General features: G+C 58.3%; 15 protein-coding genes and 1 pseudogene. 10 read left to right on the top strand and 6 right to left on the bottom strand.

The window, feature by feature from the left end; translation table 11 throughout:
• The first annotated feature begins 151 nt into the window (after positions 1–151).
• Entirely contained in the window at positions 152–1342 is a 1191-nt protein-coding gene (locus ADM64_RS06405; RefSeq protein ID WP_162838042.1) for an IS1249 family transposase, read from the top strand.
• Positions 1343–1399: 57 nt separating this feature from the next.
• Here ADM64_RS06405 and ADM64_RS06400 read toward each other — a convergent pair.
• Positions 1400–1702 (bottom strand): annotated as a pseudogene (locus ADM64_RS06400) (transposase); the annotation flags it as partial.
• A 172-nt stretch (positions 1703–1874) separates the two neighbouring features.
• Here ADM64_RS06400 and ADM64_RS06395 point away from each other — a divergent pair.
• A complete protein-coding gene (locus ADM64_RS06395) occupies positions 1875–2132 on the top strand; it encodes a hypothetical protein (RefSeq protein WP_152907555.1) in 258 nt (85 codons plus the stop codon).
• A 94-nt stretch (positions 2133–2226) separates the two neighbouring features.
• Here ADM64_RS06395 and ADM64_RS06390 read toward each other — a convergent pair whose 3' ends face one another.
• Genes ADM64_RS06390 through ADM64_RS06380 form a run of 3 tightly spaced genes read right to left on the bottom strand, consistent with a single transcriptional unit; the run spans position 2227 to position 11853 of the window.
• Positions 2227–5409, bottom strand: coding sequence for a Z1 domain-containing protein (locus ADM64_RS06390; protein WP_049193583.1), 3183 nt, complete (start codon positions 5407–5409; stop codon positions 2227–2229).
• Positions 5409–6908: an ATP-binding protein gene (locus ADM64_RS06385; RefSeq protein WP_049193581.1), complete on the bottom strand. Its 1500-nt coding sequence runs from the start codon at positions 6906–6908 to the stop codon at positions 5409–5411. The genes ADM64_RS06390 and ADM64_RS06385 overlap by 1 nt, the downstream gene beginning before the upstream one ends.
• A gap of 7 nt (positions 6909–6915) precedes the next feature.
• Positions 6916–11853 carry a DEAD/DEAH box helicase gene (locus ADM64_RS06380; protein ID WP_049193580.1) on the bottom strand — a complete coding sequence of 1646 codons (4938 nt, stop codon included), beginning with the start codon at positions 11851–11853 and terminating at the stop codon, positions 6916–6918.
• 280 nt (positions 11854–12133) lie between these two features.
• Here ADM64_RS06380 and ADM64_RS06375 point away from each other — a divergent pair, with 280 nt between their 5' ends.
• Both ADM64_RS06375 and ADM64_RS06370 read left to right on the top strand, forming a co-directional pair.
• Positions 12134–13255, top strand: a complete 1122-nt coding sequence (locus tag ADM64_RS06375; protein WP_049193577.1) for a hypothetical protein — start codon at positions 12134–12136, stop codon at positions 13253–13255.
• Between the two features lie 765 nt (positions 13256–14020).
• Positions 14021–15136, top strand: coding sequence for an esterase/lipase family protein (locus ADM64_RS06370; protein ID WP_049193575.1), 1116 nt, complete (start codon positions 14021–14023; stop codon positions 15134–15136).
• 73 nt (positions 15137–15209) lie between these two features.
• On the opposite strand, the gene ADM64_RS06365 is transcribed toward ADM64_RS06370, so the two are convergent.
• Together ADM64_RS06365 and ADM64_RS06360 are read right to left on the bottom strand one after the other, a co-directional pair.
• The gene (locus tag ADM64_RS06365; RefSeq protein WP_049193573.1) at positions 15210–15989 is read right to left on the bottom strand and encodes an LURP-one-related/scramblase family protein; all 780 of its coding nucleotides are present in this window, start codon (positions 15987–15989) and stop codon (positions 15210–15212) included.
• A 42-nt stretch (positions 15990–16031) separates the two neighbouring features.
• Positions 16032–16550, bottom strand: coding sequence for a type 1 glutamine amidotransferase domain-containing protein (locus ADM64_RS06360; RefSeq protein WP_049193590.1), 519 nt, complete (start codon positions 16548–16550; stop codon positions 16032–16034).
• A 143-nt stretch (positions 16551–16693) separates the two neighbouring features.
• On the opposite strand from ADM64_RS06360, the gene ADM64_RS06355 reads away from it, so the two are divergent.
• The 6 genes from ADM64_RS06355 (at position 16694) to scpB (ending at position 22500) form a co-directional block, all read left to right on the top strand.
• Positions 16694–18325, top strand: coding sequence for a CTP synthase (locus ADM64_RS06355; protein ID WP_049193570.1), 1632 nt, complete (start codon positions 16694–16696; stop codon positions 18323–18325).
• Positions 18326–18373: 48 nt separating this feature from the next.
• A complete protein-coding gene (locus ADM64_RS06350) occupies positions 18374–19027 on the top strand; it encodes an NUDIX domain-containing protein (RefSeq protein WP_049193568.1) in 654 nt (217 codons plus the stop codon).
• Positions 19024–19962, top strand: a complete 939-nt coding sequence (locus tag ADM64_RS06345; RefSeq protein WP_049193566.1) for a site-specific tyrosine recombinase XerD — start codon at positions 19024–19026, stop codon at positions 19960–19962. The genes ADM64_RS06350 and ADM64_RS06345 overlap by 4 nt, the downstream gene beginning before the upstream one ends.
• A gap of 64 nt (positions 19963–20026) precedes the next feature.
• Positions 20027–20902: a ParA family protein gene (locus ADM64_RS06340; protein ID WP_049189940.1), complete on the top strand. Its 876-nt coding sequence runs from the start codon at positions 20027–20029 to the stop codon at positions 20900–20902.
• A 3-nt stretch (positions 20903–20905) separates the two neighbouring features.
• Positions 20906–21748, top strand: a complete 843-nt coding sequence (locus ADM64_RS06335; protein WP_172954612.1) for a segregation and condensation protein A — start codon at positions 20906–20908, stop codon at positions 21746–21748.
• Between the two features lie 137 nt (positions 21749–21885).
• Positions 21886–22500: an SMC-Scp complex subunit ScpB gene (gene scpB, locus ADM64_RS06330; RefSeq protein ID WP_049193564.1), complete on the top strand. Its 615-nt coding sequence runs from the start codon at positions 21886–21888 to the stop codon at positions 22498–22500.
• Positions 22501–22898 lie beyond the last annotated feature (398 nt).

The raw sequence follows: 22898 nt of genomic DNA, 5'->3' as shown, positions 1-22898 counted from the left end.
CAAAAAGTGTGTCTGACTTTCAGCATTACTGCTGATTAGGCTGGGTAAATCGGGCGGATATAAGCATCAAGACCTTATATCCGCCCGATTAGTGTTCAATCCACCGGAATGGCACCCGCATGTGCTAATCGGGGGTTGGTGTGCTTTCCGGGTGAGTAAAAACAGACCACGATGCCCGATATGCGCTGGGCAAATGAAGAAAAACGGAACCACTTCTAAAGGCACAACCAGGTGGCGATGCAAGGACCCGAACTGCGGCAGTTCCACGACACGAACCCGCACCGACCGCACGCAGACCCGCGACTTTAAAGCCTTCGTCTCTTATGCCACCTCCACAGCAACGTTGTCTGAACTCGCCCAGCAACAAGGGGTAAGCCGTTGGACACTTGACCGCCGATTCAAACCGTTCTGGCTCATCGACATCCCCAACGACGGTGACCCACAGCGCATCTACGACCAGATCTTCATCGACGGTACCTACACCGCCGCCGGATGCTTGCTCGTCGCAGCCAGCCACGACCACGTCATCGCATGGCACTGGACCAAACACGAAACCGCCCACGCCTACACGCAGCTACTCCGCAAAATCGCTGAGCCGCTCTGCGTCGTCCTCGACGGCGGACAAGGCGCACTTACTGCGATTAAAGCCTGCTGGCCGAACGCGATAATCCAACGATGCCTCGTCCATGCGCAACGCGTCATCCGCCGCTACACCACATCACGACCACGCACCGACGCCGGCAAAGCCATCTACGCCCTGGCGTTGAAACTGACCCGTATCACCACACTCGACCAGGCACGGGAGTGGACGCTGCGTCTGCACGACTTCGGACAGGTATTCAAAGCATTCCTCAACGAGAAAACGCCCGTGTCAAAAGAGCGCCGCACACTCAACAACCAGTGGGAATGGACCCATCTGCGAGTTCGCAAGGCATACAACTCCCTGCTGCACCTCTCACGGAAAGGATGGCTGTTTACCTACCTGCAGCCACCACCGAATGCGCTTGAGCCTCAACGCTGGGCTTCAACGACAAACAGTCTGGAAGGCGGCATCAACGCCGGGCTCAAACGCATCGCCGACGCGCATCGCGGCAGGTCCGGGGAACGCCAACGAAAAATGCTCGAGTGGTACCTGCACTCGAAAACGCAACTGCCTGACGACCCATTAAAGATCGCCAGGCAGTGCAATTTCGGCCAAGATCAACTCGCCAAAGTCAACGATCTTGTCGAAGAAGACCACAACAAAGCCGACCATGAAACAGGCCGACCAGCCTTCTACGACAACGCTATCCCAACCGAGTACGAACACTCGATAGGAATCAGAAAAGGCCCCATGAAGTAACAAACGGTGTGCCCGCCCCGCAACACGCCGAGCGGACACACTTTTTGCTACTTAACCCATCACGGTGGTTAAGGCACGTTCGGTACGGGTTCGTCGTTCTAACAGCCAGTCAGGCAAGAAGGAACCGTAACGTAGTTTCGGGATAGCCACATCGACGGTGCCGACCCGTGTATCTAGTGGTCGGTGGCGGTAGCCGTTGCGGTGGTTGACGCGGTGGTCGCTGGTGGTGCCGTAGTCAGCGCCGCAGACAGTATCGGCTTGGGCGGAGAGAATTTGGTTGATGAAATCACCGAGTATCTGACTCATCAGATCGGGTGATGCTTGGGTGAGTAGCTCTTCGAGATACGCGGTCGGGTCGATAGACTAAGCGCCAGTGGCCATTATCGGTGTCGTCCTTTCGAGGATAGGTAGAAGTTGATTCGAAAGGTACCCATGATGGTCGCCCTCTTTGTCATCGGGGCCCATCACAGGAACTAACTCGTACACCACGCTAACGGACGCAACCCTCGCTCTGGATAATACTAAGGAGCACTTGGACTCTCGACTGGAGAAGCTGAAAGAAAGAATTGCTATCACGGGCGAGATCGATAGAGCACAAGCGCAGGAAAGAATCGAGCGCTTCCGTTTCTACTTAAGTACAGTGCTAGCGGTGCTTGGTCTGCCGATTACTGTCTACGTATTTACCGGCGCGTGGCAGATGAGCGTCACTTACACCATCTTGATCATTGCCGATGTACTCTTGATAGGAACGCTGGCCTATATCATTCGGCAGAAGCGGCAGAAACAGTAGAGGTCTCGACGAAACCTCCTCCGCCTCGAAAACTCCAAGGCGCTGCGAGCCAAATGGGTGCGGAAGTTAGCGACGGCGTTTTAGCCTTGCACATTCACTTCACACCATCGACGGCACTGACGTCAACGATCGGGGATTCCTCCTCTCCCTCAGGCGCGGCCAGGTGTACGCCCCACTCGAGGAAGCCCTCGCTGCCCTTGATGGCAGCGTGTGGCGAACCAACCGCAATGGCGACGCCGATCTCGCCCTTCGACCAGTCCGGTTTTGTGTAGGTGCCAAGTTTCTTGGCGAGGTTGACGTCGGCGGGGTCGCGGTCGTCGAAAAGGGTCAACAACACGGCAGCACGTTTGTTGGCTTGCTCGCCTGTGATGTCGAACGGTTCGGCGCCTGGGTCGTAGTTCGCATTGACGTGTATGCCGTCCTTGGCCATTGCTTCGATTTCGGGCTGCCGGTGGACCGAGATTGGATTGCCGGAGGCAATACTTTCGAGGACGTAGGTATCCTTCCTGTCTGTACCGGTGATGTCGTTACGGCCTTCACGGCGTTTACGCACCACGAGAGGCACGTCGAAGGGAACGCCGGGGATGCTGACGGTTTCCGGAGTGCTCCCGCACTTTTTGTTCTTGGGGAGCAGGATGCCTACCTCAAGGAAGTCGGAGCGAGATGGGTCAGCGTGGCGTCCTCTCCCCAGCAAACCGCGGAGGTACTCAATGAGGGGTTGGACGATGTTGTGTTTGTAATTCACAGACTCGTTCCAATTCATTGCGTCGAGGATCTGAATGAATTTCTGGGCAGGCATCGTGCCGCAGTAATAATCCTTCATGCCGTGACGGTGGGTCACTTCATCTTTCCACTTGCCTTCCTTGCGGTAGAAGGCAGCTGAGACTGGGACCGGATTCATCTTTTTGAGCATGGGGATCGCGACATTTTCGAAATTTTGGCACAACGCTTCCTTCTGCTCCCGGACGGGGATGGAGTTGAACTCCACCGGGTGGGGTGCTGCTGCCTGCTTCATGATGTACGCGTTGAACATCTTTGAACTGCCCGTTGGTTTCAGGAACGGCAACGATTGTCGGACGAGCGGTGCAAGCTTCATCGGGGTGAGACGAGGTGCGTTGTCGTCGTCAAGCTCGGAGAACGCCTTGATATTGTCGCGGAAGACTTCCTCGTCATGCATGGCAGCTTCAAACATCTCGACCAGGTCAGCAGGTGCGTAGAGCCGAACGAGGTCTTGGTAACCCTTGCGGAACCCGAACCAGCGCCCGGTCTGCATGAGCGTGTCGGCGCTGCCCGCTCTGCGACGGAAATAAGAGACGGTGAGACCCTCGACAGTGTAACCACGCGATAGTTTCGCGCCACCGACCAAGACCTTCCAGACCTTGCCGGCCTCGAAGTTCGGGGAGTCGTTGCCTTCCGTGTCCACCTGCATCACCGGCCCCGAACTATCGGTGACGCCAACCATCATCTCTGCGAACGCTTTGTTGATGAACGGCAACAACTCTTCATAGCGCTCGGGATACGGGTAGCCAGGGTTGTAGCGTTTCTCCTGCATGACAGGCAAGAGGTCAGTCTCGAAGAGCTTCTTCATCTCGGGAATCGTGCGGCCAAGATTATAACCACGCTCCCTCCACAGTTCACGGAGCATCTGCGCTGCGTCCTGGTGAATGGCAGTATCGACGCCCTCGTGGACCAGCATCGTGTGGTGACGGAAGGAATACTTCGGGTCTTTCGCCTCACGGTACTTCTTCAGGGCGCCGGTGAGAACGAACATATCCAGGGCTGTTTGGAGCTCATCCCTGCGCGTTTCGTCATAAAACTCATCGCTCACTGAACTTTCGTCGATGAGATCGCGGATGAATGCCTTACTCTGCGAGTTCCGAATCGTCGGGAATTCGCTCCCATCAGCGAACTCTGCGCGGTCGTGGAACCAACGCGCACCACGATACGCTGGCGGCTCCTGCAGCATTAGCACAAAGTGGCGTGGGTACAGATCAACCGGGTCGTTGGGGTCGATGAACACGTTGGCGAATGGGGTAGCGGTGTAGCCGACATACTGTGCGCGCGGGCAGTTCTGCAGGATCTCGGTAATCTGCTTGTTCACTGCTGTACGGTCGTCTTCCTCCTTACTCCCACGGTTCTTCTGCGGACGGGTGTTAATCGACGCTTGGTCGGACTCATCGTCGATGACCAGCACTGGGAGGTTCTTAAACTCGGGATCTGCACCAGCGGCACGGCGTAGATCTGAGTTGAAGTGGCGCAGAACGGTGGCATTCTTCTTCACCACAGCAACCAAGCACTTCATATTCTCTAGGTTGGCTGGGTCATACATCGGCTTTGACTTGTCCGGGCGCTCAATATCGATGGTGTTGGTGCCTTTGCGCTGGTAGTCAATTTTCGACGTTGTGACGCGGCGGATACGTGGGAAGCCGGGCTCGCCGTAGCGCGGCCCGTGGCTCAGGAACGCACCACCACGGTCATTCCAGTCCCGCTCCCACTCCTCGTCCTCGTTAAAGTAGGTCTCGTACTTCACCTCTTCCTTCGTGAGGTTTTCATAATCCAAGCCATCGAGCACTGCTTCCTTACCGCACAGCTCCTTATCCATTCGGCGCTGCGTCTGCTCGCGCAAGTTGTTCATCGTGCCGGCAAGGATGATGATGAAGCGATACCCGGCGTCGATGGCCTTAGCGGCAAGCGCAGTGAAGTTCGCAGTCTTTCCCGACTGAACGTAGCCCACAACTAGGCCACGGGAAGACTGGTACTCAGCCTTCGTCGGGTCGGTGAGACGGCGAAGCACCTCCGTTGCTTGCTCGTCAACGGCGGCGATGGAGGCCGCATCCCAATTATTGCGGGACAGGACATTCTTGTAGTCGGTCCAATAGTTTGTGTTCTTGGCAGCACGCTCGGGGGTGTACCAATCATCAAAAGCCTGGTCAACAATCACCGAAGGTTCCGGGGACACGAGCAGCTTGTCGATTTCCCCAGAGAACTTGCCAAGGTGCAACTGTTCCAAAACCCATGCGATCCGCTCGGCGGAGTTCGGTGCAGTTGCTGTTTTCGGGTCGAGAGTCGCTCCGTCAGCATTTGCGATCTCGGTGATGTAAGAAACGAGCGGTTGGACGTCCGCGGGCGAGCCTTTACAGAGGTAGGCGCGGAGCTGGTCGTCGCTGAGTGTGGTGCCGGTGAGAAGTTCGACTCCCTGATGAATCGCAGGGCGGACACGAAGACTTCGTGCGTCATACAGATCTGAGATTGCGTTCTTAATATTGCTGAAATCCATTATTGGCTCCTACTATTCGTGTCTGCTTGCGCTGCGGCGGTGAGAAGGGCGTTCCACACTTCCACGTTCGCATTCGACTTCTTAGTTCGTTTTTGAACGGCGGCATCGTTAAAGAGAAGGTACAACAGCGTCTTGACAATCGGCGCGTCATTGAGCGAGCCTCTGCCGGGGTTAATGAGTTTGCGATACTTCGAATTGATGTAAATGCAGTGGTTGGGCTGATCGATTTCGATGAAATCTTCGCTCGGCAGTGGTTTGTATTTGATGTCGATTGGCTCGGTGAAGCGGAGGCGCGCATGCTCCTCAACTGCGCGTTTCACCTCCGGAGCGATTCCGACACCTGCTTCTGAGATCTGATCGGCATTACCTGACTTCTGGTTGGACTCCCGGAGGACGTCGCGTGCGTCTGTACAGACGTCATCGAACGTGCATTCCGCATCTTTGACGTCCCGGAGGGCATCGATGAACCTGTGGAAGCCTTCGCTCAAACGCACGGAACGCTTCTGCGGACTCACCATGAGGTACTCGTTGATCACTTGTGGGTCGTCGATAATGATTCGGAGCAGCTTCGTGTCTTTACTGTCACGGCGGAAGCCACTCCAGCCACCGCTGGTGAGGAGGCGGTCGGCGTCGTAAAAGTAGAAACCCTGGTGACCCATCGCGTCCTTGCCCTCAAGTATGAACTGATCCTTTGTGGAGCGGTTGGTCCAGATGTGGGCGGTAACACCCGGGGCGCCTGGTTTTCCGCCGACGGTGAGTGTGCGCGGGTAGTCTTTACGCGCTGAGCGGCTGTAGCCGACGGGGTTGATTGGTTTTACTGCGGGGGTCGGTGCCCAGTCGGCATCGTCCCAGCGGGTGAACATCGAGACGCTGAGGCTGCCGTCCTCGAGGAAACGGTGGTACCGGATACCGATGTGGCGGCGTACTTTCTCCAGCGTGCTAGAGATGAAGCCGAGGCCTTGTGCTTCGTCCTCACCCCGGTAGACATCGGTAAGGCTGTTCCACACGATGCTGGTTCCGTGCTTGAGAGTGAGCATGTCTGCGCGAAGGTTCCAGACGTCCATGATGGAGCGCTCACTTAACACGCCGGCATCAAAGCTTCCTTTACGCAGCTCGTAACCGGCAGAGTGCTGACCGCGCTGGCGCGACACCATGGTAACGATCTCCGCGTTGCTGAACGAGCCTTCTTTCATGCCCATCCCGTACCGGCCGATGTTCTTCTTGTTTCGCGCTTGGTGCCCACCGAGGCGGAGAATCTCCTGCATCTGCTGCACGGACATGCCGGTGCCGTCGTCGTGGATGCCGACCTGCACCAGACGGAACCCATCGACGTGGAAGTGAAGCACCACGTTTTGGGCGTGCGCATCGATGGCGTTATCGACCAACTCATCGAGGCCCGTCACCAGGTCATGGTTTGCCCCGAGGGCATGGTGAATTCCTTCGGTGGGTGGCAGGGCAACGATGTGTTCAATGTCGTTCGAGATCTCTCGGGCACTCATCCGTGTATTACCTCAGTCCCTCCACGATCCGCACCGTCTCCACCGCCACCCGCGTCACCTTGCCGATTAGGTCCACGATGTAGCGCGGGTTGCCAACCTCATCGGACCAATCGTTCGGGTCATTCACAATCCCGGACGCCTTATCCCGCTTCACCTGGTAACGATCAATCAGCCACGCCAACGCAGAACGCGACCCCAACACATACTCGTTAGCCTCAGCCGGGATACCGCTTATCGTCACGCGCTTGTTGTAAATCAGCTTGGTTACGTCGTTGACGTTCTTGCCGGTCTCCGGGTCCTTCTTGCGTGCCCACTTCATCTTCAACACACGCCAGGTATCCGGGTCGGACTCGTTGCCTTTGACCGCGATGTCCAGCGGGTACGGCCCCACATCCTCATAACCGACGTGCAGGTCCATCAATTCCTTGCCGACGCGCGCCAACTCATCAAACTCCTCCCGCGAACCCGGCGTCTCGATGTGCGGCAGCATCTTCTTCAAATCCGCCGCGTACGCCTCCCGATAATTCGGGTCGTGCAGCTTGCCGTAGACAAAGTGGAAGATATCGTCACCGGTTACATCCGCACCCAGGGCGTCGCGGTAGAGCGCCTTGATCTCGTCGGTGATGTTGTCCTTGCGCACATACCCCGCAACGACCTCGCCGACCTGCCCATAGATTGAGGACTCGCCCTCGCTTATCGACGCCCCTTCGCCGAACAACCCACCATCTTCAGCATCCACGGGTTCCCAGGTGAAACGCGAGAAGTACTGGGCCGTGTAAGTAAAGAACGAAAGATCCGGGAGTACATCGGTAGCCAACAACGCAAATGGAACTGCTTCGCGTGGCGCCATCACATCAAACCCGATGTTGTGGTGTTGCTGCGTAGGGAACATCGACGGCAACTGATACACCATGTCGTTGAGCTCTTTCGCAAAGTAACTGCGCTGTTTGAAAAACGGGCGGTACAACGAGGTGTACACACGGTCCGTATCAACCGTAATCTTGGTTCCACGGGCTAGCTCCTGTTTCAAGCTGCGGTTCCACGAACCTTGCGTGCTGTCGACCAACTCAGGGTGCTGCGCGAACAACGCGTCGACACCCCGTTTGCTTTCATCAAACCCTTCGCTTCGCAACACCTCTTGGGCTTGGCGGTAGTTTGCAACGTGCGTTCCAATGTTTTCTACGAGTTGGGCGGTCGCAGAAGAATACGACCACGCATCACGGCCAGTTTTTAAGCCTGCGGTATGGGTACCAAAGAACTTCGTCGCATCGCCCTTCTTCTCGCCGATGACCGGCCAGGTCGCGAACTCGTCGCTGCGCTGGTTCAACCAATCACCGTGCTGGTTTGGGGTAATTGAATGCCACTGAATCTGATCCACTGTCGAGTTTTCCGCAAACGCTAGTTTTTCATCACGCTTCTGATAATCAGCAGTCTGCGCATAGTGTAGGCGGAACCCCGACTTGGAAGGATCTTTCACGCCGATAAGCACGGCAACGCCAACCCGAATGTCAAACACATTGCCGCCCTCGCGCTTAGCCTGTTCACCAGCCATGCGGGAATTACCACGCAGGTTCAACACGTACAGGTCCGTGAAGTCCTCCGCCATCGACAGACGGACACCGTCACTGGTGTTGCCATCAAGCCAACCAGCGTTTGCGATAAACGCCACAACCCCCTGATCCCCGATCCGGTCGGTGGCCCACCGGAACGCACGCAAATACGAGTCATACAGGGAGTTCTTGTTCGTCGCCGTCGACTTCGCCGCATACGTTTCCGCGATCCGCGCATCCAGCGTCGGATACTTCACATTCGCGTTGTTATCGTTCGCGCTCGTCTGGCCCACCGAGTACGGCGGGTTGCCCACGATGACATTGATCGGGGCCTCCTTCTGCCGGACGATGCGTTCGTTGTTGTTCTTGAATACCGTGAGGTCGAGGATGTCGCCTTCCTCGTGGATCTGGAACGTATCGGCAAGCGCGATGCCCTCAAACGGCACATACTCCGGTTCCGGCAGTCCTTCGCGTTGTGCGGCCTCGGCCTGCAACGCGTTAAACGTCGTCTCGATATTTACCGCCGCCACGTAGTAGGCAAGCAGCATGATCTCGGTGGCGTGCAACTCGTTGGCGTACTTGCGCGCCAGATCCTTCGGATCAATCAACCCGGATTGCAACAGGCGAACCATAAACGTGCCCGTGCCCGTAAACGGATCCAAAATATGCACGCTCTCATCGCTTAAACCCCGGCCGAAGTGCTGCTTCGACACATAGTCGGCGGCGCGCAGGATAAAGTCCACGATCTCCACCGGGGTGTAGACAATGCCCAGCTTGTCAGCGTCGCGCTTGAACGCCTTTTGGAAGAAGCGCTCGTAAAGCTCCTTAATCACCTGCTGTTTACCGGAAGCGCTCGTAACCTCCGAGGCGCGCACCCGCACCGAGGCGTAGAACTTCTCCAGCGAGTCAGTCTCGGCATCCAGGTCACTGTCGTCGAGAGCGTCGACCATGCGCTGCATGACCTGAGAGACTGGGTTGTGGGCGGCGAAGTCGTGCTCGCTAAACAGGGCATCAAACACTGGGGCGGTAATCAGGTGCTGGGACAACATGCTGATCGCCTCGTCCTCAGAGATCGAGTCGTTCAGGTTGCCGCGCAGGCCCTCCACGAACGTGTCGAACTCACCGCGCAGTTTCGCATCCGCCTGGTCAAGCAGCGTCCGGATACGGGTGACCTGCGCCTGGGAGATGTCAGCGACGTCGTCGGCCCAATCCTCCCAGTAGGTGCGGGTGCCCACCTTGTCCACCAGTTTGGTGTAGATCACCTCCTGCCACTGCTCAAGCGAGAACAGCGCGATCTGTTGGGCGGTGACCTGGTCGGATTCGTGGGCCTGGGGCCGCTCACTGTTCGCGAGTTTCTTCTTCGCCTCCTGCACAGGATCAACGACTGGTTGGACGGAAATCGGCAAATCATCCTGAAGGTTCTCGTTGAGCGAAATCGAGTTCACCTTCGCGTTGAAGCGGTCGTCGTGCGCGCGCAACGCGTTGAGGATCTGCCACACGACCTTGAAACGCTGGTTGTCGTTCAGTGCCTCCGACGGCGACGCATCCGGAGCCACCGCGACCGGCAGGATGATGTAGCCATAGTCCTTGCCCTCGGACTTGCGCATCACGCGACCGACGGACTGCACCACATCGACCATTGAGTTGCGCGGATTGAAGAAAATCACCGAATCCAACGCCGGCACGTCCACGCCCTCGGAGAGGCACCGAGCGTTGGTGAGAATACGGGTCTCATCCTCGTCCACTGGGGCCTCAATCCAGGACAGTCGCGTACTGCGCTCCATCGCATTCATGCCACCATCGACATGCTGGACAGCTACGCGGAGGTCAATGTTCTGCGTGGAGACGTCGTTCAGCGCTGCCTTCTCCTTCATAGACTGCTGATAATTGTCGATTAGCAGCGGGTACGACTCTGCAATCTGCTTGGAAGTTTTAATATCGCGGGCGAAGGCAACCGTCCGGCGCATCGGTTCGGAGCCTTTGTCGAAGCCACCTTTCTTTCCTTGCAACGCGCCCGAACGCTTAGCCAAGCCGTTCCAGGCACCAATCATCGCCGAGGCCAATGTCAGATTGATTTCTTGCCCAGCGCCACGAGCCATTGCTTCGGCGGCAACGGACTCATCGACCGTCATGACAAGCACCTTGTAGTCCGTGAGCAGGCCTTTCTCCACTGCTTCACCGAAGCCGAGGCGGTGGAATTCCGGGCCGTAGATAGCCTCATCGTCCATAGATGCCAGTTCGGCGGAGTGCTCGGCGGCCTTCCCCTTGACAGTTTCGTCGAACAACCGTGGTGTCGCGGTCATGTAGAGGCGCTTGGCGGCCTTGATGTAGGTGGCGTCGTGAATCTTGGTGAAGTTCGAAGCTTCCTCGCCTGCCAGAGTCACGCCCGTGGTGCGATGTGCTTCATCACAGATAACCAGGTCGAACTCCTCCAACCCATGCGCTTGCGCTTCATGAACGGCCGGCAACGACTGATAAGTGGAAAATACTACGTTCAAACCCTTCGCCCGCTTGCCGACGCTAAAGCGTTCGGCAATATCGGCACCGTTCGTCGAAACAGGAACCTCAAGGTCGTACGAGGAAATATCCTCTGCCTTCTTAGAAACCTTCGAATCAGAGCAGACTGCGAAGCTGCGAAGATCAACGCCAGCCTGTGCAGTCCATTCCTTTAAGGTCTGCGACAGTAGAGAAATTGATGGTACGAGGAACAAAATGCGAGCTTTTCCGCCATTGTTTTCCGCAACCTTTTCAGCGAGGCGAAGCGCAGTAAACGTCTTGCCCGTCCCGCAGGCCATAATCAGTTTGCCGCGGTCGTACGTCGTGAAGCCCTGCAGAGTCTTTTCAATCGCAGTCTGCTGATGAGGGCGAGGTTTAAAGATCTCGTGCCGGGACAAGTTGATTTGAATCTCGGAGCCTGGGAACGCTACGTCCCAGTTGATTGGAGACTCCGCGATGGATGCCATCCCAATGCGATTTGTGGCGATGAGCTGGTTGGCTAGAGCCTCTTCAGCATGTGACGACCACAAATCGGTTGTCGAGATGATGAGGCGATTCTTAAAGTGCTCGGGCCCCTTCTCGGTATCGAAGGAACGGCCCGATGCCTCGAAGAAAGAGTCCAGGTTCGATTTATCGATTCGTGTGGTCGGCTTGTAAAACTTGCACTGAATCGCAGTCCAGGAATCGTCCTCAATACGGTGCGCTACGAGGTCAATGCCGGTATCCACCTTGCCACCGTTGTAGCGCCAGTCCGTCCAACGGACGACTTCATCGAACTCGTTCTTGAGAGTCGGATCCGTTCGGAAATAATTCACCATCAGTTTCTCAAACGCGATGCCGTACTTTGCCTTTGGCTGATTCTCGCGCAGCTGATCCAGAACCTCAGAGAACTTAGACATAAGTAGTATTATGACCTAACTAGTTTCCGTTTTGCAGCATTAGGTCAACATTATTTACGAGCGTGTATCGGCAGCATCTAGCACGTGGCTTCCATCGATAACAGAAAGGTTTAGCCAATGCAGACCTTCTCCTGCTCTGAGTCACTTGCAAACGCGAAGAGCCATTAAACCTGAGATTGAACAGACCACATATGTCAACCCCGGTGGCATAACCGACACGCTGACATGCGATCTATCTGCTACGATGCCGAACAACGCAACGCCGTCGGGAGTTTTCCCCATGTCGATCAGCAAGAAGTTCGCCGCAGGAGCGGCAGCCGTCGCCGTCGCCGTTGGCCTGGCGGCGTCCCTGACCGCCTGTAATGACGGCACCGACAACAGCACCGACGCCACACAACCGGCCACGACCGGAGCTGTCGAGGACGACCAGAACGCCGAACTACGCGAGCTGTACAACCAGGTCCTCGACAACAACCTGGACACCGACCGGTTCTCCAGCGAGTCGGCCATGCTCTACGACCCCACAGGTGAGTTCGAGTACTCCCTGGTTGACATCAATGGCGACGGGGTGGTTGAGATGATGGTCAGGGCGCTGTCGCCAAGTTTCAACATCAGCAAGGTCTTCGCCGTCCACAATGGTGAGCTGGTCGAGACGGACAAGCTGTTCGCTGACGGGGCCTCCTCCGCTGGCGGTGCCCGAGCAGCGACCCACGTTGACGCTGATCACCGCGGCGTGCTGGAAACCTCTGGTCAGGCTGGTACAGGACAGTTCTCCACGTCACGGTGGGAACTGCAGGGTGACGAGATGATCGAGACGCAGACCTGGGACTACCGCTCCGACCAGATCCCGTCCGACCTGGAGGACGCACAAACCGATATCGACTGGACTTCCACCGAAGACCGTGCGCCCCTGGACAATATCGGTGAGACCGAGCACGCCCCCGCAGATGATGACCGAGACGGTCCGAATCCCACCCCACCACCCAGCAGCGACGACAGTCACGGTGGTGATGATGACGGGGACGACACTGCAGCGCCCGCAGGTGGCAACCTGCCCCAGTCTGATATTGCCTCTCCTGGCCAGACCGGAACGACCTGTGGCACGGTCGACGGAGTGACGGTCACCGCCGGTAGCGCCACCAGTTGTGGGTTCGCCATGAACGTCGCCCAGCAGGCGCTGCAGCCCGGCAGCTGGGAACCGGGCGTGGCCCCCGACCCGACCGTGACCGCACCGTGGGGAAGGACTACGGTCACCGCATCAAGCCCGACGACCGGTGAGACGTACACGTTGAGTTGCAATTCCGGAACAGACTATGCCACCGCCAGTTGCACCGGCGGGAACAATGCTCGGATTACGTTCGAGAAAAGAGCGCAGGGCGGCTTGATGTATCTGGTCGGTTGATCAGGGCCACCATCATGGTCGTGACCTGCACTGTCAGGGCCCTCACCGTCACCCGGCCAGTAAACTGGCACTATTCAACGGAAAGAACCAGGACGGCTCTTCGCGTTTTGGAGTGCGTAGCTGACCGCAGCGCCCGGTTCGGGGTGGCGCAACATGTAGGGGTCCTGGCCAGTGCAAGATGAGAGTTACGACTCTTCCATCTGACCGACCCTGTGCTGCTTTCTGGGCTGGTGACAGTTTTTGTAACGGTAGTTGGTTCCGGTGCTTTTCCGGTTCTCCGTTGGAGCAAGCCGAAAGGCACAGTGCTGGAATAGTCAGTGTGAGGGCGAAAGTTTATCCCTTGTCCATGTGAGATACCTTGCTGTACAGGCAGGTGAAAAGGTGTTTTCCCCGAGTTCTGCTATCGGTGACGTGGTTTCCTCGCTGGAGGTGTAGAGCCCCGCATCGATGGCGGTCCGGCATGATCGCGAAACGGACGTTTAATCTTATCGGCGATTTGGACATCGGCAGCAATCCCGGGGATTGCAAAGAAAGTGTGGCTTGTTTTGGCCTGTGGTCGATATCACCTTAAAAGCCTGCAAACCTCTAAGTGAATAGTATTATAGTTATATTTAGTTTACATTTTATTAACCCTTTTGAAGGGCTTTCATTGATCGCCTTTCAGATTACGAAAACGATTCATAGCCTGTAATTTTTGGCTCTTGCCAATGCCGTAGTTCTTATTGGAACCGTTTTACTATTCAATGCTCTACGCAAGGAGTAATCATGGGCACTCATCGGGCATTTTCGAAGCTGGCACGGTCGGCCACAGCACTGGTAGCCGCAGCTGGTGTCGTTCTGGCGGCCGCTCCCATCGCGGCTGCCTCACCGACTTCGACAATTGGTAATAATCAGGTCCTGTCTTGGACGGAAATGGGCGAGTGGGGGCCAAAGGCAAATGATTTCCCCACCGTCATGGTCAATCAGGGGATGACGGAAAACATCAGTCCCGAGGGCGCAAATGTGCAGTGTGTTCCTGCTCCTGGTGAGAATCCGGTGGTCATGATCCACGGGATGAACTCGAACTCGTACCAGACCTATGCGCGCATGGCACCGGAGCTAAAGGCAATGGGGAAGTGCCTGTACGCATTTAACGTCGGCAAGCTGGGGCCTGACGAGTTTTCGGTGCTTGGCTCTATTCCAACCATGCGCAACATGACCCCGCTGGATACGGCTTTGGCTGAGTTGACTGCGAAGATTGACACTCTCAAGGCGGAAACTGGTGCAACCGCCGTCGATATTGTTGGTCACTCTGCTGGTGGCACATTGGCTGCCGCTTACGCCAAGCAGGAGCAGGGCCGGGGTATAGGCACGGTTGTGTCCCTGGCGGGCGTCCTGCACGGCACATCGCTGCTCGGTATCTCCTATGGTTTGGAGCAGCTCGACCAGTTCGACAACGCTGGCAATAAGGCTGCGGGGTACATTGTCAGCCCGAGCCTGGTGGATCTGCTGCAGCATAGCGAGTTCATGGCCAAGATGAATGAGGGCGGCTTGGAGCAGTCGGGTGTCAACTATGTTGCTATCTCTACCCAGGTTGATGAAGCCGTCACTCCAATGGCTGCAAGCCAGTGGAAGGCACCGAGCGCCAACAACATTCTTCTGCAGGACGGTTGCTCGGCGGACCTGTCGGGCCACATTGGTCTAACTTTCTCGCCGCGGGCAATTGCGCTGGTAGCTAATGCGCTGGGGCGCAATGTTGAGGTTCCATGTGTACCGGTAACCGCCGTTGTGGAAGGCGGCATCAATGACAATGCCGGTGTTCGCCCTGAACATGTCAATGCCGTTTCTGATGGCATCACGGAAATCGACGGACGCATTGCTCAGGCTGCGGAATCGCGGTAGCGATAGTCGCGAGCGCGACAGTAACCGGCAGTAAAACCGGACAAGGGATAGGGCGCGTTGTCGGCAGTAGCTACTAGCTGTCGGAACGCGCCTTTTTCGCCATCAAATCCAGGGCAATGGCCGCGCCAATAATGGCAGCGCGTAGCTGTGGCGGCAAATCATCCTTGAGCTGGAGCACATAGCGCTCATTGCCGGTTAGCATATTTGTAAAACCCGACCACTTGCGTGACATCTGTGCAACTTCGATGTCATTGATCTTGAAGGTTGCGTCGTAATGCCAAACGTCGCCGTCGACCTCGCAATTGGCAAAACCGGGGATGGAAATTTCCAGCCGCCGCTTAAAGAACGCAAATTTCTGCTGAATAGTTGCCAGTAGACGCGAAGCCTCTGCTCCAGTCTGCTGCTTGCCTTCAGAGGATGTCGCCTGCGGGTCGGGGTAGTAGACCTCGTAGCTGTCAAGGGCGAAATCGGTTGGATCGGTAATAACGAACACAGGAGTGCCGTCTGGTTCGGACACTGTCAGACGACGAGAGCCCATAAACATGCGGCTCAGCGTGCCGCCAGTAGTTTCAATCTTGCCGACGCAATTGCCCTCGGTGTCCAGGATGTCGAAATCATCCGCCATGAAATTTCGAATCTGCTGGATAACGATGCTGTTGTGCGAGAGCAGTCCCCGATAACGTCCTTGCTGTGGCGGAAGCTGTTCAGGTGTGGGAGGTTGCTCAGGAGCGGAGGGCTGCTCAGCCGCGGAAGGCTGCTCAGCCGCGGACGGCTGCTGCTCGGAAGCCTCTTCCGCATCATTTTGTGGAATCTGATCCCACAGTGACTTTGGGTTATCCCAATACGAAGTCATGGCAACAGCCTTCCTTGATGAGTCTTGGGGCAGGCGAGTGGGTTAGAAGTTCTCTACGAGCGCCTTGTTGAAAGCCTCAAGGTCAGCCGGGGTGCGGGAGGAAATCAGGTTGCCGTCAACGACAACTTCCTCATCGACCCAGTTGGCGCCAGCGTTAATCAGGTCAGTCTTGACGCTGATGTAGGAGGTAATAGTGCGGCCCTTCAGCACATCCGCATCGGTGAGAATCCAACCGCCGTGGCAAATCACGCCGATTGGCTTGTTAGCTGCGGCGAATCCCTTCACCAAAGCCACGGCATCCTTATCGATGCGAATCTGGTCTGCATTCACGGTGCCGCCAGGCAGAATCAGGGCATCGTAATCATCGGCAGAAACGCTGCTGGTGAGCTTATCGACATCGACCTTCGTGCCATTCTTGCCCTCAATGGAGCCTTCCTCCGTGGAGATAACGTGCACGGTCGCACCGGCATCCTTCACGGCCTCAGTCGGGCTAGTCAGCTCGGAGTCCTCGAATCCGTCAGTGGCCAAAACTGCAATGGTCTTATTCGTTAAATCAGTCATAGCCCCGAGGGTAACGACGTGATCGCGTTTATGCATCCAGGCGACCATGATCTTCGAGAGTCTTACCTAGTTGCGTAAGTAGTATCCGCCATTATGAAAAGTCGCTTGCGTTCACACCCGCGCAAGCGATATTCTGAAGTCCCGTGGTTACGAAATACATCATCGTTACGGGAGGCGTAGCCTCCTCCCTCGGCAAAGGCTTAACTGCGGCTTCGCTCGGCCGCCTGCTCACCTCGCGTGGTCTCAAAGTGACTATGCAAAAGCTCGATCCCTACCTCAACGTGGATCCGGGCACCATGAACCCCTTCCAGCACGGCGAGGTCTTCGTCACTGAAGATGGCGCAGAAACTGACCTGGACCTCGGTCACTACGAGCGCTTCCTCGATCGCAACCTCTCCGCCGGCGGTAACGTCACCACCGGCAAGGTCTATTCCTCAGTCATCGCCAAGGAGCGCCGCGGCGAATTCCTCGGCCAGACCGTGCAGGTCATCCCGCACATCACCGACGAGATCAAATCCCGCATCGTCGCTATGGGCAATGCCGACGCAAACGGCGAAAAGCCCGACGTGGTCATCACCGAGATCGGCGGCACCGTCGGCGATATTGAATCGCAGCCCTTCCTGGAAGCCGCACGGCAAGTGCGTCACGACGTCGGCCGCGAGAACGTCTTCTACCTGCACGTGTCACTGGTTCCGTACCTCGGCCCCTCCAAGGAACTGAAGACCAAGCCTACCCAGCACTCGGTGGCCGAACTTCGCTCGATTGGCCTGGTTCCCGATGCCGTCGTTTTGCGATGCGACCGCGACGTCCCCGACTCCCTCAAAAACAAGATTGCGCTGATGTGCGACATCGACCGCGAGGGCGTGGTGTCCTGCCCGGATGCTCCGAGCATCTACGACATCCCGAAGGTCCTCTATGAAGAGCACCTGGACACCTTCATCATCCGCCGCCTGAACCTGCCGTTCCGCGACATGGATTGGGCCGTGTGGGGAGACCTGCTCGAACGCGTCCACAACCCGAAGGGCGAGGTCACGGTGGCGCTCGTCGGCAAGTACATCGACCTGCCGGACGCCTACCTGTCCGTCGCGGAAGCTGTGCGTGCCGCAGGTTTCGCCCACCGCGTGAAGGCGAATATCCGCTGGGTCGCTTCCGATGACTGCGAAACCCCGGAGGGGCTGAAGAAGAACATGGCCGGCGTTGACGCGATTGTCATCCCCGGCGGCTTCGGCGGTCGCGGCATTGAAGGCAAGATCGCGACCATCCGCTACGCCAAGCAAACCGGCACGCCACTGCTGGGAATCTGCCTGGGTATGCAGTGTGTCGTCATCGAGGCGGCGCGTACTGCGGGTGTTGAGGGCGCGTCCTCGACCGAGTTCGACGAGAACGCGGCCGAGCCGGTGATCGCCACGATGGAGGAACAGCTCCAGGCCGTCTCCGGTGAGGCTGACCTGGGCGGATCCATGCGCCTGGGCTCCTACCCGGCGAAGCTTGCCGAAGACTCCGTCGCCGCGCGCCTCTACGGCGCTACCGAAGTTACCGAGCGCCACCGCCACCGCTACGAGGTCAACAACGCCTACCGCGCCCAGCTCGAAGAAGCCGGCCTGGTTATCTCGGGCACTTCGCCGGACGGCAAGCTCGTCGAATTCGTCGAGTACCCCACGGACGTACACCCATACCTCGTGGCCACGCAGGCGCACCCGGAGCTGAAGTCACGCCCCACCCACGCTCATCCGCTTTTCGACGGCCTCATCGCCGCAGCCCTCAAGCGCAACTAACCTTGGCTTCGCGAGGTCGAATCCGCCCTACCTATTAGAGTGAAACTCATGGCGCACGAATTTGACGTTGTTGATTCCGAGATTGTTCTCGAGGCACCTATTCTCGCGGTCCGCCGCGACCAGGTGCGAATGCCGGGTGGGAATATTTCCGCCCGCGAGATCGTGGAGCATTTCGGCGCTGTTGCAGTCGTTGCCGCAGATGAGGATAATCGCCTCTACCTGCTCAATCAGTGGCGACAGGCGGCGGGTCAGCGCCTGGTGGAGTTGCCCGCCGGGCTTCTCGACGTTGCGGACGAAGACCCGTTGGAGGCCGCTAAGCGGGAGCTGGTCGAGGAAGCCGGACTGGAGGCTGAGTCCTGGTCCCTGCTTACCGATATGTTCAGCTCACCCGGCTTCGCAGAGGAAGCGGTTCGGATCTACCTGGCCAGGGGGCTCCGTGCCGTCGATAAGCCGGAAGCCCACGATGAGGAAGCGGACATGACTGCGTCGTGGGTTCCGGTGGATGAGGCGGTGGCGATGGCGCTGCGCGGAGAGGTCCTCAACGGCATCGCGCTGTCCGGCATTCTGCTCGCGGCGGAGGTGCTGCTGCGGGGTGCGACGCCGCGCTCGGTCGCGGAGCCGTTCGAGATTCGGCCGACGGCTCTGGCGAAGCGCCGGACGGAGCAGCTCGGCGCCGGCGCGGACCTGAAACGTATCCGATGAGTTCGATCGATCCGCTTGTCGACGCCTTCGTGACCTACCTCGCGGTGGAAAAGGGCCTGTCAGCGAATACGCTCGCCAGTTATAAGCGCGACTTAGAGAAGTACCGCACCTATCTGCGGGAGATTGGGCGAGTGGAATTGGCGCAGGTCACCGAGCAGGATGTGACGGAGTTCCTGGCGTATCTCGCGCGGGGAGACAAGTCGGCGGGCAGGCCGGCGCTGGCCCCGACCTCGGTGACGCGGTCGCTGTCGGCCGTGCGGAGCTTCCATAAGTTTGCGGTGGGTGAGGGCGCGTTGGATGTGGATGTCGCCAAGCGGGTGGCGCCGCCGAAGCAGCCCTCGCGGTATCCGAAGGCGCTCAGCATTGATGAGGTCACCCGGCTAATCGAGTCCATCCCCAACGACGACACCGCCGAAGTGACGGATTTGCGCAACCGTGCACTGGTGGAGTTTCTGTACTCGACCGGTGCGCGCGTTTCCGAGGTCACCGGCCTGGATATCGATGACGTGGACCGCGAAACCAACCTGGTGCTGCTGCGTGGCAAGGGCGGCAAGGAACGCATCGTGCCCGTGGGATCGCCGGCCATGGCGGCGCTGGATGCGTGGCTGACACGCGGCCGGCCGAGCTGGGTGCGGGCAAACTCTGGGCCGGCACTGTTTATCAACTCGCTGGGGCGCAGACTGTCTCGGCAATCGGCAGGAAATACACTGGCGGAGCTGGGTGAGCGCGCCGGGCTGAAGGTGAAGATTTCCCCGCACACCCTGCGCCACAGTTTCGGCACACACCTCATCGAAGGCGGTGCTGATGTGCGCGTTGTCCAAGAGCTGCTGGGGCACGCCTCGGTGACGACGACTCAGATTTACACCATGATTACCGCGGAGAATATGCGACGAGTCTGGGCGGGGGCTCACCCACGGGCTGAATACTCGCGGTAATATGTGGCGGTAATATATCGCGCAGTAGAATTGATGAGAAATCTTCAAGGAAGAGGGATTGACTGTGGCTGAAGAAGGGTTGTTTGAGGCCGATCGAGTTGAACTCGGTCTCACCGGTCGTCCGGCACGTGAGCTGCCGGAACCCGCACCCCTGAACAGTCACGGCCCCGCAGTCATCCTGGCAATGTGTAACCAGAAGGGCGGCGTGGGTAAGACCACCTCGACCATTAACCTGGGTGCGGCGCTGGCAGAGTTCGGTCGTAAAGTCCTGCTCGTTGACTTGGACCCGCAAGGCGCACTATCCGCCGGTCTCGGTGTTCCCCATGAGGAACTCGACCTGACGGTCTACAACCTCATCGTCGACGACACCACCGATGTCCGCGATGCCATTCATCACACCAAGGTCTCCGGCCTGGACCTTGTCCCGGCCAACATTGACCTGTCGGCTGCGGAGATTCAGCTTGTCAACGAAGTCGGCCGCGAGCAGGCCCTCGGACGCGCGCTGCGTCCAGTGATGAATGACTACGACTTCATCATCATTGACTGCCAGCCGTCGCTGGGCCTGCTGACCGTCAATGCGCTGACCATCTCCGAGGGCGTCATCATCCCAATGGTGGCGGAGTACTTCTCCCTGCGCGGTCTGGCACTGCTCACCGACACGGTGGCCAAGGTCCGCGACCGCCTGAACTTCAACCTGGAAGTCTCCGGCATCCTGGTCACTATGTTCGACCGCCGCACGCGCCACGCCAAGGAAGTCATGGAACGCCTCATCGAGGTCTTCGGTGACAAGGTCTTCGACACGGTCATCACCCGTACCGTCCGCTTCCCGGAAACCTCCGTCGCAGGCGAGCCCATCACCACCTGGGCACCGAACACCCCAGCTGCGGCGCAGTACCGCAACCTGGCCCGCGAGGTCATCGAGCGCAAAGGCCGCAAATAATAGGTGACTTCCCCGGATAGTTACACTCCCGAACCGTCGTCAAGCGAGGGCGTGCAGGAAGAGATCACCGGCTTCCGCGTCGCGCTCGCGAACTTCAACGGGCCTTTCGACCTGCTGCTGCAGCTCATCAGCAGCAAAAAGATGGACGTCACCGAGGTCGCGCTGGCGGCGGTGACGGACGAGTTCATCTCGTACACGCGCAGCCTCGACGCAGTCAGCGATCTCGACGAAATCACCGAATTCCTCGTCGTGGCAGCGACGCTGCTCGACCTCAAGACCGCACGACTTCTGCCGCGTGGCGACGTCGACAGCGAAGAAGACCTCGAACTGCTAGAAGCACGCGACCTGCTGTTCGCCCGACTGCTGCAATACCAGGCGTATGGCAAGGTAGCCGACCAATTCGAGGAGTGGCAGAAGACCGCGCCGCGGCGCTATCCGCGAGCTGTGGGGCCGGACAAGCAGTTCGAGGAGCTGCTGCCGCCCGTGCGCCTGGGCATGACGCTCGGGGAGTTTGCCGAGTTTGCGGCCGTCGTGATGCGGCCGAAGCCGCCGGAGGAAGTCGGTGTCGGGCACATTCACGGTGTGCCCGTGTCCGTGCCGGAGCAGGCGGGCAAAATCCTCGACTCGCTGCGGCTGGCAGGCGAGGGGACCTGGCTGACGTTTACGCAGCTGACCTCGGAGTGCCGCGTGTCCATGGAAGTTGTCGGACGGTTCCTGGCGCTGCTGGAGCTCTACCGAGCCAAGGCGATCGGTGTGGAGCAGGAGGAGGCGCTGGAGGAAATCCACGTGGCCTGGACCGGGCTGGACGTGGACCCGGCCGTCGTGGCGGCGGCGAACTGGGAGTAGGTGGCTGGGCTGGCTGTTGGGCGTGGGCTTGGTTGGGACTTGGCTGTTGGGCGTGGGCTTGGTCGGGCTGGTGCTAACAGCTGATTAGCGCCCGGCCAATTAGCGCCCGGCGCGGGAGGTTGCGTAATCTGACGCGCATGAGCGAAACCAGTTCCGCACCATCCGAGCAGGCCACGGAGTCTGCGTCTGCTTCTTCGGCGCAGTTGCCGCCCATTGACCCGTTGCGAGCAGGCGTGGAATCGATTCTGCTGGTAGTCGATACGCCGGTGGCGGCGGAGGATATGGCGCGGGCGCTGGACGTTTCCGCAAGCGATGTCCGTGACGTGCTTCGCGAGATCGAGTACGAATACCGTGCACGTCGCAGCGGCATTGAGTTGCGTGAAACGGATGAGGGCTGGCGCTTCTACACGGCTCCCGCGCACGCTAGCGCGGTGGAGCGATTCTTGCTGGATGGCTCGCAGTCGAAGCTCTCACGGGCAGCTATGGAGACGCTGGCAGTGGTGGCTTACCGACAGCCCGCCACGCGTGCGCAGGTCTCCGGTGTGCGTGGTGTCAATGTTGATGGTGTGATGCGCACGCTGGTCGCGCGCGGTCTGATTGCGGAATCCGGAGAGGACCCGGCAACCGGCGCGCATTTGTACGTTACGACGACGCTGTTCCTGGAGCTTTTGGGGATTGATTCGCTGGACCAGCTGCCTGATTTGGCTCCGCTGCTGCCTGAGGTCGACTTGATCGACGAGCCGTTGGACTAGGTGGGGTTCTGGGGCGGTTGGACAGGGGGCCTAGCTGGGCCGCGGGGCTCGCACCATCGGCTAACCCACTTCACGACACGCGTGTCACCTCATGCCACCTCCACAGCTGCCACGAGGTGACATGGGTGTCGTGAAGTCGCATTTCGGGCTGGGTTTGCTGCTCGCCTCAGCTCACTGCGAGCCTTTGTACCCACCATACCCACCACACACCCACCACACGCCCTGTGGATAACTCCCGAAAACTGCAAACTATCCACAGTCGACGCCAAATTGACGCCTTCTGAGCCTCCGTGTGAGCCCAAAAATGAGAACGTAGCACTCACCAACACTCGCAAACACTCACAAACACACAAACCCACAAACACTCACACCCCGCCACCCACCAACCAGCAGTTGCA

Origin of the sequence: Corynebacterium sp. 401_CJEI (assembly GCF_001076435.1) — a bacterium.
GTDB classification, from domain to species: Bacteria; Actinomycetota; Actinomycetes; order Mycobacteriales; family Mycobacteriaceae; genus Corynebacterium; species Corynebacterium jeikeium_D.
Note: the sequence above shows the minus strand (reverse complement) of the source record. Positions and strands in the feature narration are given on the sequence as shown.

Bases quoted from the DNA above. Each gene is read 5' to 3' on its own strand.
- ADM64_RS06380 (WP_049193580.1), bottom strand. From the start codon at position 11,853: ATGTCTAAGTTCTCTGAGGTTCTGGATCAGCTGCGCGAGAATCAGCCA.
- ADM64_RS06365 (WP_049193573.1), bottom strand. From the start codon at position 15,989: ATGACTTCGTATTGGGATAACCCAAAGTCACTGTGGGATCAGATTCCA.
- scpB (WP_049193564.1), top strand. From the start codon at position 21,886: ATGAGCGAAACCAGTTCCGCACCATCCGAGCAGGCCACGGAGTCTGCG.
- ADM64_RS06370 (WP_049193575.1), top strand. From the start codon at position 14,021: ATGGGCACTCATCGGGCATTTTCGAAGCTGGCACGGTCGGCCACAGCA.
- ADM64_RS06385 (WP_049193581.1), bottom strand. From the start codon at position 6,908: ATGAGTGCCCGAGAGATCTCGAACGACATTGAACACATCGTTGCCCTG.
- ADM64_RS06360 (WP_049193590.1), bottom strand. From the start codon at position 16,550: ATGACTGATTTAACGAATAAGACCATTGCAGTTTTGGCCACTGACGGA.
- ADM64_RS06350 (WP_049193568.1), top strand. From the start codon at position 18,374: ATGGCGCACGAATTTGACGTTGTTGATTCCGAGATTGTTCTCGAGGCA.
- ADM64_RS06345 (WP_049193566.1), top strand. From the start codon at position 19,024: ATGAGTTCGATCGATCCGCTTGTCGACGCCTTCGTGACCTACCTCGCG.
- ADM64_RS06375 (WP_049193577.1), top strand. From the start codon at position 12,134: ATGTCGATCAGCAAGAAGTTCGCCGCAGGAGCGGCAGCCGTCGCCGTC.
- ADM64_RS06390 (WP_049193583.1), bottom strand. From the start codon at position 5,409: ATGGATTTCAGCAATATTAAGAACGCAATCTCAGATCTGTATGACGCA.